Raw genomic sequence first — 15,673 nt, 5'->3', positions numbered from 1 at the left:
GTGAGCTCACATTATAGGGGAGGGGGCGACGGTGCGAAGGGCTGGCGATGGTCGGCTGGTCACAGATTGTCGGACTCATGGGCCCCGGCAGGATTGAGCGATGACAAGGAGCGCTGCTCCAGCCGCTGTTCGCCCGGGCGGCATACCAGCACGGATCCCTGCTCGAACCAGTCTCCCAGCACAATACGGCGGGCAGCTTGACCGTCGAGCGTGAAATCGTGAATGGCGGGTCTGTGGGTGTGACCATGGATCAGCATCCGGCAGCCGTGCTGGCGCAGCAGTGCGTCCACCGCCGCTGGCGTCACATCCATGATGGTCTGGCTCTTTTGAACATTTTCCATCTGGCTTTGGCCACGCATCTTGCAGGCGATGGCAAGGCGATGAGTGAGGGGCAGGCGCAAGAAGAGCCAGCGCAGCCATTTGAGCTGGGTGATGCGGCGAAGTTTCTGATAGCCCAGATCCAGGGTGCAGAGCAGATCGCCGTGGCTCAGCAGCACCCGCTCCCCATAGAGGTCGATCACGCTAGGATCAGCCAGCAGTGTCATGCCTGATCGCTTGGCAAACTGCCGGCCCAGCAGAAAGTCGCGGTTGCCGTGGATAAAGTAGATGGGCACGCCGCGCTGGCGCAGGGCTGCAAAGGCATCGGCGATGGCGTGATGAAGCGGATTGGGGTCATCGTCGCCAATCCAGAATTCAAACAGATCCCCCAGCACATAGAGGGTATCGGCACCGGGAGCGTCGCGCTCCAGAAAGCGCACCAGGGCGGCCGTCATGTCGGGCCGATCGCTGCACAGGTGAATGTCACTGATAAAGAGGGTGCTCATGATGGTGTGCAAGGGGCCCTGATAACTGTATGGCTGGAAAAAGTGGCTGGCTGAGCAGAGGGTGCCTGTGCCTGAGGCTGCCAGTCAAGCTGGTCAAGGTCACGCCCCTCCAGCGTCAACAGCGCCTGATAAGGGTCGCCGGGCAACTTCAGCAGGCGGCAGATGGCCGCTTCCCCTTTCAGCCCTTGTTGCAGGCGCAAGGTGCGCAGTGTCTGGTAAAAGTCGTGGCCAAAGTGTTCTATCAAGGCGGCCATCAGGCTGAGGTGGCGCCAGCCGTTGAGGGTATCGACCCGCGCCGGGGTCACATAGAGCTCGATGGGCCAGGGGGTGCCCTCACCATCGATCAGGGTCTGCTCCAGCAGCCAGATGTCGCTGCCAAGGGCGCGGCTCTGCCACTGACGTTGGGCGAACAGGTCGGCAAGGGCGGCGGGATCGCTATGCTGGCAGAGGATGTCGAGATCGCTGCCTGGCCGGTCGAGCCCTATGGCCAGGGTGCTCACCAGCGCCACATCCAGACACAGGCTCTGCAACTCACCCCACAGGGGGGTGTCGTTCAGCAGGGCATGGGCCGCGCGCTGGCGAGGATTGCCCCGGGCCAGATAGTCGAGGCGGCGCCAGTTCGGGCCGGCGGTCAAGCGCGCAGATGGAAAAACTGCGGCCGGGGCCGCAGTCAGTTCATCTCGCAGAAGGCAGAGATCAGTCTGCAAGGGTCACCTTGGTGATCACCACATCTTCTACCGGTACATCCTGGTGCATGCGGCCGGAGTTGCCGGTCTTGACGGCTTTGATCTTGTTGACCACGTCCATGCCGGCGGTCACTTCACCAAATACGCAGTAGCCGAAGCCCTGGGTGGTGGCGGATTTGAAGTCGAGGAAGTCGTTGTTGCTCACGTTGATGAAGAACTGGGCACTGGCAGAGTGCGGCTCCATGGTACGGGCCATGGCGACGGTGCCGACCTTGTTGGACAGGCCGTTGGCCGCTTCGTTCTTGATGGGAGCGCGAGTCTCTTTCTCTTCAAAACCGGGGGCATAGCCGCCGCCCTGGATCATGAAGCCGTCGATGACACGGTGGAAAATGGTGTTGTCGTAGTGACCGTCACGGCAGTATTGCAGGAAGTTGGCCACGGTTTCCGGGGCTTTTTCGGCGTTCAGGGTGAGGGTGATGTCGCCGTGGTTGGTGTGCAGAGTAACCATGATATGTCCTTTCAAATGTGGCGCGGGCGCGAAGGTGGCTCGCGGCTATGGCATAAAGTGGTGGCAATTCTAGCCCATCAAGGGGCTGCGGCATAGATGGCACGCAGGATCCGGCCTGTTTTCTGCCTCGTTTTCTCCACCGGATGCGGGTAGAATGGCAGGCCATTTTACTCACAGGCAGTGGTCATAAGATGCTGAAGATATACAACACACTCACTCGTCAAAAAGAAGAATTCAAACCTATCCACCCGGGCAAGGTGGGCATGTATGTGTGTGGCGTCACTATCTACGATCACTGTCATATCGGCCACGGTCGCACCTTCGTCGCCTTCGACGTGGTGGCCCGTTACCTGCGTTACTGCGGTTATCAGCTCAACTATGTGCGCAACGTCACCGACGTGGATGACAAGATCATCAAGCGCGCCGCCGAGACCAACGTCACCTGTGACGATCTGACCGAGCGCCTGATCGGCGACATGCACCAGGATTTTGATGCCCTCGGCATGGTGCGCCCGGACGTCGAGCCCCGCGCTACCCAGCACATCAGTGAAATCATCGAACTGGTAGAGAGCCTGATCGCGCAGGATCACGCCTACGTGGCCGACAACGGCGATGTCATGTTCATCGTCGACTCCTACGCCGACTACGGCAAGCTCTCGGGCCAGGATCTGGAGCAGCTGCAAGCCGGTGCCCGGGTCGGCGTGGTGGATGCCAAGCGCAACCCGCTCGACTTCGTGCTGTGGAAGATGTCCAAGCCCGGCGAGCCGACCTGGGAAAGCCCCTGGGGCCCGGGTCGTCCTGGCTGGCACATAGAGTGCTCCGCCATGAACTCCAAGCACCTTGGCAACCACTTCGACATCCACGGTGGCGGTTCCGATCTGCAGTTCCCGCACCACGAGAACGAGATTGCCCAGTCCTGCTGCGCCCACGGTGGCGACTACGTCAACACCTGGATGCACAGCGGCATGGTGATGGTAGATAAAGAGAAGATGTCCAAATCCCTTGGCAACTTCTTCACCATCCGAGACGTCTTGGCCCACTACGATGCCGAGAGCGTGCGTTACTTCCTGATGTCCGGCCACTACCGCAGCCAGCTCAACTACTCGGAAGATAACTTGAAGCAAGCTCGCGCTGCCCTGGAGCGCATGTACACAGCCCTGCGCGATCTGCCGGTGGCTGCTGCCGCCGGTGGTGACGAGCAGGTGGCCCGCTTCAAGGAGGCCATGGACGACGACTTCAACACCCCGGAAGCCTATTCCGCCCTGTTCGATCTGGTGCGCGAGATCAACCGCCAGAAAGCGGAAGACATGAGCGTGGCCGCAGGTCTGGGTGCCCGTCTGCGCGAACTGGGCGCCGTGCTCGGCATCCTGCAACAGGATCCGGACGCCTTCCTCAAGGGCAATGACGCCGATGACGAAGTGGCCGAGATAGAGCAACTGATCGCCCAGCGCAATCAGGCCCGTGCCGACAAGAACTGGGCCGCCGCCGACGCCGCTCGCAACCGTCTCACCGAGATGGGCATAGTGCTGGAAGACAGCGCCGGCAAAACCAGCTGGCGCCGTGCCTAAGGGCGTTTGCCCTGTTGGTGCCAACAGCTTGACCCAATAAAAAACCGCAGCCTTTAGGGCTGCGGTTTTTTTTGTGGCCTGTCTGAGGGCTGGCACCTTCCCTCTCTCCTGATTGGCATGGCTTCGCCATGCAGGACGCGAGGGCCTTGCCCTCGAAGGGGTTTCGCCCGCCCTTCGGGCTGGGGCGAGTGACTTTTGAAAGACCAAAAGTCACCAAAAGTCTTTTCCCCCGGCAAACCGCCCGCTTCGCAGGTTCCCTCGTCTCGTCCAACGGGTCGGACGGAGCGCCGCAGACGGCACATCCCTGTGCCGGCTGCGGCTGCGCCATCATCCCTGATGGCGCTCCTGACCCGTTGAACTCTCGACTCGGCGGTTTGCAGGGGGAACCAATACCGTGCCCGCCAGTGGCTTTAGTTTTAATATTGACCGCCTATCCGGCCGCAGGGGGAGAGCAGGGCAAGGGGTTGGCGAAATAGCCTTTTGGTTTGGGTAAAAAGTGTCTGAGAAATACAAATAAAAACCGCAGCTCAAGGCTGCGGTTTTTATTTGTTGGATGACAGAAATTAATTTAATTTTTGTTTCCGCCAGTTATCAACGGCAGTTTCGAGACGTGAAGGAGAAACATCTTTTTGCCATTCTTGCCAAAATGCTATAGTACCACTATTCGGTTTGTTAATAGGTTCATCTATGCGAATGCGGCTAGGTAACAAGCTCGCATCACCGACAACTAAAGCCTCACCAGTATCTAATGTAGGTAAAATATCACTAAATCCGCCAAGACTATCAGGAAGTAACTTTTTGATTACAGACTGATCATCTGAATTCGTTAGTCGCATTGCTACGAAATTACTACATTGACTAAGAATAGTTTTGTTTACTTCTGATGGTCGTTGACTAATTACGACAAGGCTTAGTCCATATTTCCTCCCTTCTTTTGCAATTCGCTCAAATATTTTAATTGATATTTCATCAGCAGAGTCAGCAATGTTTCTGTTCGGTATGTATAGGTGAGCCTCATCGCACATTAACGCTATTGGGTGTCTTTTTTCTGACGAGGTCCATTGCTGAATGGAAAATGCTAATCTTGCCACTAATGATACTATTAGCGGTAGGACGTCAGATGGGACTTCTGAGAAATCAATGATTTTAACGCCGCCATGCCCATTTTCTACAGTGCTCCCTAATAAGCATGTAGCCAATCGTTCAAGATAATTAAATTGCAATGTTTCGGAATTTCCTTGGAAGAGAAATCCTAACCGCCTATCAGAGGTTTTGTTCTCTAATCTAGAGATCATTCGGCTTAATTTTCCATTAAACTCACCTACTCTAGTGGTTCCTGCCCTTGCCCCTTCAACTTGCTCAACGTTAATTTCATTAAGGCTATTCAGTAATGATGACAGATCAAATGGAACTGGGCTATCGATTGTGAAATTATTTAATACATCGTTGTATTTGCCAGCTTTTAAATACCTTGCCTTTGCAGCATTTATTTCCCTTGATATTATCATTGCTTGGTTTGGCGCATTCTGGTCACTCCTGTCAACGAATAATGATACCAGTGCTTCGTAAGACAAGAGCCAATATGGTAGATATATAGCTCCATCAGATATATTTTTTCCTAAATCTACATCACTTGGCCCTGCGATTTTATAATGCTTTATCCCATTGTGTTTTAGCGGCGAGTATTCACCATGCAAATCAAAAATTATTGCGTTTGCACTTTTTAATTCAGCAACTTGCTCGATTATTTTTGCAGTTGTCCAAGACTTTCCTGCTCCCGTACTACCACCTATGAAAGCATGGCGTTGGAAAAATTTATTTCCATTAAGTAAGGCTACAGCATGTTCATCTAGAGTATATTTACCTAAAACTAAAGAGTTCCCATCAACTTCGGCATGGGAAATAACTCGCATGAATGCAGTTAAGTGCTCCCCCTCAAGAGCAAAGCAATTTGCATCAATTTCAGGAACGCTCTCCAGAGTCCTTCTGAATACATTTCTTTTAACGCCTTCGGCGTCTAGTAATGAACCAATTAGTGCAACCTTACAAAGGTTTTGTTCGTTAGGCTCATCTTCGCTTTCATCATGGTTTGTAATTAATTTCTTTCTGGTTACTTGGCTAATAAGGCCTATAAGGTGCTGCCCTGGCTTACTGCTTTGTAAAACGGCTAATCTATTAACCTGTAGTCTTTTTAATTTTTCGCAATCGTCAATGTCAATTATCACAGTTGACGTATCTACGGAAGATACCTTACCTAAGGCATCACTGTCAGAGAAGTTAAAAATAGTCATTGAAACTCCTACATAATTAATTTAATGAAACCACCCAGAGACCAGAAATCACCATCAATTACCACTGGCTCTTGAAGCTCTGAACTGAACACTCTGCTGTTAATATTGTCATCACTTGATTCTATGGCTAAGTATCGCCCACAATTTCCTTCAAATAAAAATCTCTTTGCCTGATCAGATAATTTATATGTAACTACAATAATTGATGCATCGTTTTTAGAACATCGATTTATTAATTTTTCCTGAATATGTATGTCATTAAATCCAAAGCCAACACATAAGTAGGAAGATGCTTGGTCTATGATGTCATCTGCCTCGTGGATTGTTGTTTTATATGGCTCTTTGTGTGTGCTTCTGTACTTTTCTATGCCGGGTGTAACAATTAATGGAGTCAAGCCATCCGGAATTTCTTTCACATTAGTTAGGGCACATATAACTTGACTATGATTAGTAAACCATCCGAGAGAACCATGAACTTTCCATATGTTCACTTGCCTTGTGCACTTTAGATAATCTTTTTTAACTAAGTTTCCACGATAGCCATGTGAGAAGCCAGTATAGTGGTGGAGATATTCTTGTTCGCAGGCATACTCTGCAAGTCGATCATAATTAGGTGTGATTATATTTATCTGTGGTATTGTACTTCTCAGCATGTGTTTTAATAGCTTTCCTAGTGGGAATAGACTTGTATTATTAAGCGATTTTTCGAAGATAGCTAAATCTTGTGGTACGAGAAGTGACCATATAGCTAAAACTACTTTTTTGGTTAATGCATCAGATAAAGTAATCTGATGTAATGCACTTTCAAGATCAGTACCCTCGTTTAATAGTTTACAAAAAGCCTCCCATGCTGATAATTCAGCAGGCGATAAATCACCCTTTGGGACTGCCTTAGTTAAATGCTGAGATAAGTCCCACATGCCAGCCATACCATATGCAGCTGATGCACCACTACCTAGAATAATTACAGGTGTTGTTTTATAATATTCCTGTGCCTGTTTTGAAATGACATCTAATATCTTATCGCCCATTGTTAGACCTTATTTATTATTTTAAATGAATTTGCTGGAATATTATTGCTAGGTAAGTTGCTGAATTATGATATGACCGCGCTGTCTCACAGATAAATACTCAATATCTGACCTTCAATATATAACCATTCCCCGATAGGGATATGTGCAGCTTGCTGTTGTACTCACAATGATTTTTTCACTTATGCAACCATGTCGATGATACCTGTTACATAGGGGCGGCAATCTGATCTCGCCATAAGGGGACAAGGGGCCGGATTAGAGATAACCCCCCTCCCGAACATTGCCCCGAATAGATAAGGGGGCTGTTAACTGGCCTCGGGGCTGCGGGTTGGGTGTTGCCCCCTGTTGTTCGCCGAGGTGAGCCCGTTTGTCCAGGCCGCGAGGCAGGACTCCGAGCGAGCGCCGCTGGGCCAGGGATGGCCCATCGGCGCGTGTCGTAGGACAAACGGGTGAACCGAGGGAACCCGACGCAGGAGGGCGAACAAGTGGGGGAGTAGACCTTTGGTGACTTTGGGTCTTTCCAAAGTCACTCGCCAAGCCGCGCAGCGGCGGCGAAACCCCGTCGAGGGCAGGGCCCTCGTGTCCTGCATGGTGCAGCCATGCCATTCAGACGTTGGGCGACATTCCGCCGTGGAATGATGTTAGTCCCCCTCACCCTAACCTTCTCCCGCAAGGGGAGAGGGTACTGTTGCCGCGGACGATTACGCTTCGCTAATCGACCCTACACGCTTATTGGCACCCTACCTGTCTCCCGCAAGGGAAGAGGGGATTGTTGCCGCGGACGATTACGCTCCGCTAATCGACCCTACAGGCTTATTGCACCCTGCGCCACATCCCGTGGTGGGAGAGGCGCACTCCCGTTGCTTGGTGCCCCATCCCTCTGGATGCTAGGATGCCGAACTTTCCTCTTATCCAACCCTTATCAGTTATGGCAAACCGGTTCGTCAGCAGTAAAAACAGGATCACTCGGGCAGGGCGCTGGCTCGCGACCCGCGGGGCCGCGCTCTTTGCCGAACTCTCGGAGTTTCAGCAGCGCATCTGGGTGGTCAGCATAGTGAACGACACCTACACGGATACCTTTATCGTCAATGAAGGCAGCTTCGAGGAGCCCATGCAGTGGATGCGGCGCAAGCAATACGATGCCGATATGCTGCGGCGGGTCGAGGCCATGCAGCGCTCCCAGGTGATCCAGTTCGAGCTGGGCGATACCCGTCATCGCCTGATGCGGGTCAAATAACCTGATAGCCCCGAGTCGTATCGGGCGTTGGGCCTGGCGGCGGCTGCATCCGGTCAGCCTGTGGTCAGGTGATGGGCGTGCGACACGCATCCTGGCCAGACGCCGGCGTTGAATTCCTCTCTTGTTCGCTGAGATAACACTCCGTCGAAGAGAGCGTCCCCGCGTATCGCCGCAGGCGCGGGAGTCCGGCTGGACTGCGCAATAATTGCTACCGCCCCTGGCTGTCGCTACCACAATGCGCTGTTGACCATCAGAGGGAACAAGGGGGCCAACAGGCACCGTCCACCATATTACGGAGCCATCTCGGCCCAATCCATGGAATTGATGATGCAACTGTCAGAATTGCATGGTTTTTTGCGCCAGTTCAAAGTTATGGCCGCGAGGTGGCTGCCAATCGGGGTCGCCGGGCTTGGCAGGTTCCTCCATGCAGGGGATTGGCCGGGATAGATGGGCAATAAACGGGAAAGGTCGAGCCACGATCCGGGTGAGAAAGTCTGGGGTTGCGAGCCGGGAGCCCCTTGGGCCGCTGTGGCAGCAGCCGGATCGGCGCCGCCGCCGATCAGGTGACTCGCCTGAGTGCCGTCCATCGACTGCCGGGATAAAAATGGCGGTATTTTGCCTGATTGGCCCCCTGCTTGCTTGTGGAGGGGCTCTGGGGTTGGCTATCGTTTCAGGACAAGACATGCAAGCTAAGAGGTGTGCATGGACACAATATTGCAGGCTCTGTCAGTGCAAGTGACAGCGGCGCGGGATCTGGAGAGCCTGACCCGCCCTCTCCTTGAAATGCTCGAGACTGTCACTGGACTGGAGTCGACCTATCTGACGCAAATCGACCTCGAACAGAGCGCACAACATATCCTGTATGCCCGTAATAGTGCCGCCTTGCAGATCCCGGAAGGGGTAAGCGTTGACTGGAGCGATACCCTGTGTCGACGGGCGCTCGATGAAGGGCGACTGTATGCCGCCGACGTTGCCGACTGCTGGGGTGATTCGGCAGCGGCCAGGGCGATGGGGATCCGCACCTATATGAGCAGTCCGGTGCGGACCTCTTCCGGTTCACTCTATGGCACCCTGTGCGGCGCCAGCGCCGAGCACAAACCCCTGGTGACAGGTTCTGAGCATCTGATCGCCTTTTTCGCCCGGCTGATTGCCGAGCATGTGGAGCGGGAGCAGTTGCTGCAGCAACTGCAACAGGCCAACAACGAGCTGTCGCGCCAGGCATTGAGCGATCCCCTGACCGGCCTGCCCAATCGTCGGGCGCTGATGCTGGAACTTCATCGGCTGTTTTCGCTGTTGAAACGTACCGGACATCCCCTGCTGATCTCTTTTATCGATCTCGACGGCTTCAAGGCGATCAACGACACCCATGGTCATGATGCTGGCGATCTGCTGCTGCAAACCATGGCGCAGCAGCTGGCGGGGGCCCTGCGCAGCGGCGATCTGCTGGCGCGGGTTGGCGGGGACGAATTCGTTGCCGTGGGTATGGGGCCACTGAGCGGTGAGGAGACGGTCGAGGCTGCTGTGCACTCTTTTCAGCGCCGCCTGTTCGCGCAGAGCCAGGTTCAATTGCCCCTGGCGTCCCAGGTGCTGAACTATCCCGGCGCCAGCGTGGGGGTGGTGGCCGTCGATCCGGCCAGCATCAGCATTGACGATGCGCTGCGCCAGGCAGATGCCTGCATGTATGCGGTCAAGCGTCAGCGTCGCGCCCAATCCTGAGGCGTCTGGATCAAACCTGCCGAACCTGTCGATCTCGATGCAAGCCGCAACAGTGGTCGCTGGCTGCGAAGGGGCAACAAGGGGAGGGGACTCGCCCGTTGGCGGCTGGCACGCCTGGCTGCATCGCGGCGGCTGGCTGATCCAGTTGGCTTCGGCACTGCCGCTATACCAGCAATAAATCGGGGCCCTGTTGGGCCCCGATTTACGCCATGATGCGGTCAGGGCACGGGAAAGTATTTGTGCTGGATCTGCTGAAATTCACTGCTGGCCAGCACCTGGGTCAGGCCATTCTGGAACTCCTTGACCAGCTCGTCGCTGACCGGGTGGCTGAAGGCGAAGCAGAACTGCTCCGAGCTCAACATCCAGAATACCTTGAACTGGGCGGGATCCAGCTGCTGGGAGGCAATGAGATCCATCAGTGTGGTCTTGTTGGTGGAGATCAAGTCGACCCTGCCGGAGGTGAGCATCTTGAGTGCCTGGGGCAGGCGGTTGGCGGCCATGATTTTTTGCTCGTCAAAGCCGTTGTTGAGCAGCAGTTGCTCCCCCACATCGGCGCGCACCGCCCCTATGGTGTGCTGCTGGGCATCTTCAAGCTTGGTGAGGGTGAGCGGGTTCTTGGCCAGCCCTATCAGCACGATTTCGGCATATCCGATGGGGCATGCCCATTTGAACAGCGGCTCCCGCGCCTCGGTACGGGCGGTGGCGAACAGCACCACATTGGGTTTTTGGGTCAGCAGGTAATAGCCGCGAGCCCAGGGCATGATGGTGATGGTTTGCGGCGGCGTATTGGTCTTTTTCCACACCTGATGCAGCAGTTCGACGGCGAGGCCGGTCGGGGTACCGGCGCTGTCTGTGTAGTTATAGGGTTTGTACTCTTCGCTGAGGTAGTGCAGCTTGCCAAGTTCCTGGCTGGCCTGGGTGATGGCTGCAAACAGCAGCGCGGCAAATCCAATCCATTTTTTCATGCTGGCCATCCTGATGAGGTGCTCTGTCATCCTCAAGTGTTACCACATAGCGATAATTCGCCAATAAAACCGGTGCTAAATCAAGGGTTCAAGCGGGCTCCCTCTTGCACAGACTCAAGGGACTGGCAGGTATCTTTGCCGCAGCGCTTGGTATTCCGGCGATGCCAGTGCCTGGGTCATGGCGCGCTGAAACTGTTTGACCAGGTCGTCATCCACCTGGCGGCTGAAGGCGTAGCAGAGCTCTTCGGCATCCAGCACGAAGGCCACAGTGAAGTCGTCGGCATTGAGCTGCAGTGCCTTGATGGCGTCATAAACCGCCAGCTTGCTGGTCGCCAGCAGGTCGGCACGGCCCGACACCAGCATCCGCAAGGCCTGGCTCAGCCGGTTGGCCGGTATGATGCGGGTCTCATCCATGCCCCGGTTGAGCAGCAACTGCTCGGCGGCATCGGCTCGCACTGCGCTTATCCGGTAGTCGTTCATCTGCTCGACGGTACCGAGCTGTATAGATTTGCTTTTATGGGCCAGCAGTATGTATTCGGAATAGCCGATGGGGCAGGCCCATTTGAACAGGTGAGTGCGGGTGTCGGTGCGGGCGGTGGAGAAGAGCACCACATTGGGTTTCTGGGTCAGCAGATAGTAGCCCCGCGCCCAGGGCAGGATGCGAACGGCTTGGGCGGGGGTGCCGCTGCGCTGCCAGATGAGTTGCAACAAGTCGACCGCCAGTCCGGTGGGCTGGCCTGCCTCATTGCTGAAATTGTAGGGAGGATACTCCTCGGTCAGGTACTCCAGTTTGGTCAAGCCAGCATGAGCCGTGCCAAGGCACGACATCAGCAGCAGACAACAGCACAACCTTATCCTCATGGGTACGTCCTTGGCGTGATTCCTGCAATCCTTTTGCGCAAGTGTGGGCAAAAAAGCCTGATATTGCCAGCAGTTACCAGCGGGCTCTGGGGTTGCCAACGGGTTTGAACTGCTCGTCCCTCAGCCCGACCAGCAACGCCTTGCCATCCCCCTGCAGGCGAAACTCCCCATAGCGTGCCACTTCAAACTGTTCACCCGTGCCCTCTTCAAAGAAGAAGGCATCGGGCCCGAACAGCCACTGGTTGTCGCTCTGGCGCACTTGCAGCAGACGCTCATTCGATACCAGTTGTTCCGGCTTGCCATCGGCGACCCAGTTGGCCACCTGATGCTCATCGAGCCGGATCACCAGGGTATCGCTGCCATTGATGCGCTCGCTGTAACGGCTGGCACCCAGCTGGCGGGCGATGTCGTAGTTGAGGCGCATGTAATCCCCCTGCATCAGGGAGCGGGGATCCACCGGCGCCAGCCTGAGCAGTACTACCTCGCCGCTGGTCATGGCGGCTTCGTAACGCCAGACGGTGAAGTTGATGCCTGCCAGTATGGCTAGGCCGGTCAGCAAGAGGGCAAGCTGTCTCATGACGGCCTCCTGGCGTTGATCACATGCAGTAACTGGCGGGCACCGAGCAGCAGGGCGCCCGAGCCTAGCAGCAGCCAGGATTTGGTCATCAGGGTCAGCCCCAGGTCGTAGTAATAGAGGGAGCCAAAGCCGAGCAGCAGCAGGCCCGCCAGCGTCATCAGCCCCATGCTGCCAGCATGGAAACCGAGTACCAGCACCAGGGCGCCCGCCCCCATGCCGGGGATGAAAGCGCTGATCAGCACCAGTGGCAGCCCATATAGCAGTGGCAGCTTGAGCCGGATCATGACCCCGAGCAGCAGGGCGGCGCAGAGCAGGGGATTGAGCCAGAGCGGCAGGCGAGAGAGGCCAAGCTCGTCGAGCATGCTGGCCCCCTCGCTCCACAGCGGATGGTGCAAGCGCCCAAGCACCAGCAGGGAGAGTGCCAACCCCAGGGTCAGGGATTCATACAACTGATGGTGGGCCGGTTGACGTTCTGCCTGCAGCCAGCAGAAGGCAAGCGTCACCATGACCAGCGGCAGGGCCAGCAGTTGCAGGCCAAGGCAGGCAAGGCCCAGGGTAAGCAGTATGGCGGCGGCGAAGCTGTGAAACAGCCGGATCAGCCAGTGTTCGAACAGGGCGGCAATAAAGAGAGAGAGGGCGGCGAGCCCCAGCCAGAGTGGCGCCGAGTGGAGATCAATCTGATCGATGAGGCCATAGAGCAGCCAGGCATCGGCGGCCAGCGCCAGCGCCAGCACGAACTGATCCCACAGATCGCTGCGCTGGGCGAAGCGGTTGAGGCCAAAGGCGATGGCCATCAGCACGGTACCCATCATGAGAGCGCTGTTGGCATCCCGGGTGAGCTGTGAAAAGGACATGAACAGGAAAAACAGCAGGAAGAGAGCGGCAACCCAGCCCACCATGCCGAGCAGAAAGCGGCTGGACCAGTGAGGTTGGGTATCATGGGGGGCTTCCCCTTCAACCAGATCAGCCTGTTGCAGCCGTTGCCAGGGGGTCAGATCAGCCATGTTGCCTCCTTTTGACGGGCTTGCCAGATACCTTGCTTATGCATGGGACCTCCGTTGTTGTTGCAGCCAGCGGCTGGCGGCGACCGAGAGGCCGATGGCGATCAGGCTCAGCAGCAGGAAGCCGTCCACGTCGGGATCCATCCACTTGCCAAGGGCTGTCAGGATAACGGCGATGAGGCTCAGGCACCCCATGGCGAGCCCGGCGATAAATTTGTGGTGCCAGAGGGCGTAGGCGGCGGCGAGCCAGCCCAGCCAGGCGGGCCACACCCAGGGGGAGGCGGCATCAAACAGCGCCAGCAGGGTCAGCAGTGTGACCCCCAATCCCGCGGCGAGCCCGGCTAGCCAGGCGGGCATCAGCTTGAGGCGGGTGGGGGCCAGCAAGAGGGCGCCCCACAAGGCGGCATTGAGCAGGGTCAGACACCAGCCCAGCCCCTCTTCATCGAAGCCAAAAAAGAAGCTGAACAGGCCGAGTCGCCAGTAGAGCATCAGTGCCAGCTGGCCGAGCAGCCAGCTCGTGGTCCACAGCAAGGGGCTCTGGCCGAGCGCCGCCAGCGGCAGCAGCATCAGGGCCCAGGTGGCGAACAACTGCCAGGGATCGGCACCCGTCTGGTAGGTCTGACCCACCAGGGCCAGCAGGGCGCCAATATTGAGCGCCATGGCCAGCAGCAGTGCCTGGCGGGGTGTGTCTGTCATGGGTTTTCGCCACAGCAGCACCAGCATGGCGAGCAGGGGCAGCTCCAGCAAGGCGAGGCGAGAGACACGGCCCAGCTCCTGCCAGTTGAAGGCGACGAAGAACACCAGACCGGCGCCGAGGCAGAGACTGCCGAGCCAGAGCAGCAGGCGATCAAACAACCATTGCCAGCGGGCACTGGCAGGGGGCAAGTCGCACAGGGCGAGGGCGGCGGGCAGGTGCGTCTGGGCGAGGCGTCCGCGTCTGACCCAGTCGAGCAGCGTCTGTCTTGAGGTGAAGTGCATGGGATGCTCCATGAGGTTTGCCGCATTATGCCACTGTCTTGGCACTGCGGGACACTCCCTGTCTGTGCGTGGGCGACAGCAGGCTGCGTCTCCGTATGATGGCAGGTAACAAATGTCAGGTAACAAAAAGCCCCGCCTGGTTGAATAGAGGCGGGGCTGGCTTGTGATGGCACGACATCATTGCCGGCATGGGAGCGGGGTAGGCAAGTGCTCACGTTTGCCTCGCCGCCTTCTGGTCATGTCGGCGGTTTGTCAGGCGAAGATGAGAGTACTCACCCCCAGCCCTGCAAACAGGATGGCGCAGGCGATGCGGATCCCCTTGAGCGGCAGCTTGTCGGCGCCCAGCTTGCCGAGCAGTACCACGGGCACGTTGGCCAGCATCATGCCGAGGGTGGTACCGGCGATGACTTGCGTCAGCGAGTCATACTTGGCCGCCAGCAGCACAGTGGCTATCTGGGTCTTGTCACCGATCTCGGCGATGAAGAACAGCACGAAGGTGGCCATGAAGGGGCCGTACTTGTCGAGCGGACTCTCTTCGTCATCCAGCTTGTCAGGTACCAGGATCCAGGCCGCCATCGCAATGAAGGAGCCTGCGACCAGATAGGTCATCACTTTGGGGTCCAGCCAGCGGCTGATCAGCTCGCCAAGCCAGGCGGCGCCGGCGTGGTTGAGCAGGGTCGCCGCCAGCATGCCGGCTATGATGGGCCAGGGCTTGCGAAAACGGCAGATGAGCAACAACGCCAGCAGCTGGGTCTTGTCGCCGATCTCGGCGATAGCCACGCTCAGGGTTGAGGTTAACAAGGCTTCCATAAAAATGACCGGGGGACGGAATTGTTATACCTGAGACAAGCCTGCGCCATCCGTCCCCGGTATTGGCACTGGCCCGTCAAAGGTCTTGTCAAATCCACGTATTAGATGGATCACCCTGACCATGGTGAGTTGGCACCAAGCATGTTGATCAGGGTCGCAAACCGGTTTGGGTCGGGCTGCGAGACTACTCCCCCTCGATGGGAGCGGGCATTCTAGGGAAAAACCATCCGCGAGACAAGGGACTCAACCACCGACCAGCTTGACGCTGAAACCGGCCTTCTCCAGCTCGGTCTTGATCAGGTCCCGTTTATCCCCCTGGATCTCGATGATCCCCTCTTTCAACCCGCCGCCGGTGCCGCATTTCTTCTTGAGCAGGGTGGCGATGGTTTTCTGCTGTTCCGCCGGTACACCGTGGATGGTGATGACGCCGGCGCCCTTGCGCCCTTTGGTCTCGCGCCGGATGCGCACAGTACCATCCTGCGGAAAAGGGGAGGCGGATTGGGGCTGGGTTTGTTCCTTGATCATGCCGCCATCCGTGCTGTAAACCAGGTGGCTGTTGTTGTCGTGACTCATGGCAGTTATTTGTGAGTTAGCTAAGCGGAGTTTGATTTTACTCA

General features: G+C 56.5%; 15 protein-coding genes. 3 read left to right on the top strand and 12 right to left on the bottom strand.

Annotation, left to right across the window (positions count from 1 at the left end; all coding sequences use genetic code 11):
- Positions 1–59: 59 nt before the first annotated feature.
- The 3 genes from GWQ29_RS00295 to GWQ29_RS00285 are packed head-to-tail and all read right to left on the bottom strand — an operon-like array spanning position 60 to position 2,018.
- Positions 60–824, bottom strand: a complete 765-nt coding sequence (locus tag GWQ29_RS00295; RefSeq protein ID WP_275918517.1) for a UDP-2,3-diacylglucosamine diphosphatase — start codon at positions 822–824, stop codon at positions 60–62.
- Entirely contained in the window at positions 821–1,531 is a 711-nt protein-coding gene (locus tag GWQ29_RS00290; protein ID WP_275918516.1) for a DUF4269 domain-containing protein, read from the bottom strand. The genes GWQ29_RS00295 and GWQ29_RS00290 overlap by 4 nt, the downstream gene beginning before the upstream one ends.
- Positions 1,521–2,018, bottom strand: coding sequence for a peptidylprolyl isomerase (locus GWQ29_RS00285; protein WP_059113897.1), 498 nt, complete (start codon positions 2,016–2,018; stop codon positions 1,521–1,523). The genes GWQ29_RS00290 and GWQ29_RS00285 overlap by 11 nt, the downstream gene beginning before the upstream one ends.
- Before the next feature lie 191 nt (positions 2,019–2,209).
- Here GWQ29_RS00285 and cysS point away from each other — a divergent pair, with 191 nt between their 5' ends.
- Positions 2,210–3,586, top strand: coding sequence for a cysteine--tRNA ligase (cysS, locus tag GWQ29_RS00280; RefSeq protein WP_275918515.1), 1,377 nt, complete (start codon positions 2,210–2,212; stop codon positions 3,584–3,586).
- Positions 3,587–4,149: 563 nt separating this feature from the next.
- On the opposite strand, the gene GWQ29_RS00275 is transcribed toward cysS, so the two are convergent.
- The gene (locus GWQ29_RS00275) at positions 4,150–5,877 is read right to left on the bottom strand and encodes an ATP-binding protein (protein ID WP_275918514.1); all 1,728 of its coding nucleotides are present in this window, start codon (positions 5,875–5,877) and stop codon (positions 4,150–4,152) included.
- A gap of 8 nt (positions 5,878–5,885) precedes the next feature.
- Entirely contained in the window at positions 5,886–6,908 is a 1,023-nt protein-coding gene (locus GWQ29_RS00270; RefSeq protein WP_275918513.1) for an SIR2 family protein, read from the bottom strand.
- 931 nt (positions 6,909–7,839) lie between these two features.
- On the opposite strand from GWQ29_RS00270, the gene GWQ29_RS00265 reads away from it, so the two are divergent.
- Together GWQ29_RS00265 and GWQ29_RS00260 are read left to right on the top strand one after the other, a co-directional pair.
- Complete coding sequence (locus GWQ29_RS00265; RefSeq protein WP_125601823.1) at positions 7,840–8,148, top strand: hypothetical protein; 309 nt, start codon at positions 7,840–7,842, stop codon at positions 8,146–8,148.
- Between the two features lie 702 nt (positions 8,149–8,850).
- Positions 8,851–9,864, top strand: coding sequence for a GGDEF domain-containing protein (locus GWQ29_RS00260; protein ID WP_275918512.1), 1,014 nt, complete (start codon positions 8,851–8,853; stop codon positions 9,862–9,864).
- Between the two features lie 218 nt (positions 9,865–10,082).
- On the opposite strand, the gene GWQ29_RS00255 is transcribed toward GWQ29_RS00260, so the two are convergent.
- The 7 genes from GWQ29_RS00255 to GWQ29_RS00225 all read right to left on the bottom strand — a co-directional run bounded on the left by GWQ29_RS00255 (position 10,083) and on the right by GWQ29_RS00225 (position 15,629).
- Positions 10,083–10,829 carry a transporter substrate-binding domain-containing protein gene (locus GWQ29_RS00255; RefSeq protein WP_275918511.1) on the bottom strand — a complete coding sequence of 249 codons (747 nt, stop codon included), beginning with the start codon at positions 10,827–10,829 and terminating at the stop codon, positions 10,083–10,085.
- A 114-nt stretch (positions 10,830–10,943) separates the two neighbouring features.
- Positions 10,944–11,690: a transporter substrate-binding domain-containing protein gene (locus GWQ29_RS00250; RefSeq protein ID WP_275918510.1), complete on the bottom strand. Its 747-nt coding sequence runs from the start codon at positions 11,688–11,690 to the stop codon at positions 10,944–10,946.
- 73 nt (positions 11,691–11,763) lie between these two features.
- Positions 11,764–12,267 (bottom strand): GDYXXLXY domain-containing protein, encoded by a 504-nt coding sequence (locus GWQ29_RS00245; RefSeq protein ID WP_275918509.1) that lies wholly within the window; start codon positions 12,265–12,267, stop codon positions 11,764–11,766.
- Positions 12,264–13,271, bottom strand: coding sequence for a DUF4401 domain-containing protein (locus GWQ29_RS00240; protein ID WP_275918508.1), 1,008 nt, complete (start codon positions 13,269–13,271; stop codon positions 12,264–12,266). Before GWQ29_RS00240 ends, GWQ29_RS00245 begins: the two co-directional genes overlap by 4 nt.
- A 36-nt stretch (positions 13,272–13,307) precedes the next feature.
- Positions 13,308–14,246 carry a DUF2157 domain-containing protein gene (locus GWQ29_RS00235; RefSeq protein ID WP_275918507.1) on the bottom strand — a complete coding sequence of 313 codons (939 nt, stop codon included), beginning with the start codon at positions 14,244–14,246 and terminating at the stop codon, positions 13,308–13,310.
- A 252-nt stretch (positions 14,247–14,498) separates the two neighbouring features.
- Entirely contained in the window at positions 14,499–15,056 is a 558-nt protein-coding gene (locus GWQ29_RS00230; RefSeq protein ID WP_234595776.1) for a TMEM165/GDT1 family protein, read from the bottom strand.
- Positions 15,057–15,299: 243 nt separating this feature from the next.
- Positions 15,300–15,629 carry a translation initiation factor gene (locus GWQ29_RS00225; RefSeq protein ID WP_005314581.1) on the bottom strand — a complete coding sequence of 110 codons (330 nt, stop codon included), beginning with the start codon at positions 15,627–15,629 and terminating at the stop codon, positions 15,300–15,302.
- Positions 15,630–15,673: the final 44 nt, after the last annotated feature.

It is taken from the genome of Aeromonas sp. 2HA2 (genome assembly GCF_029237345.1).
GTDB classification, from domain to species: domain Bacteria; phylum Pseudomonadota; class Gammaproteobacteria; order Enterobacterales; family Aeromonadaceae; genus Aeromonas; species Aeromonas salmonicida.
Note: the sequence above shows the minus strand (reverse complement) of the source record. Positions and strands in the feature narration are given on the sequence as shown.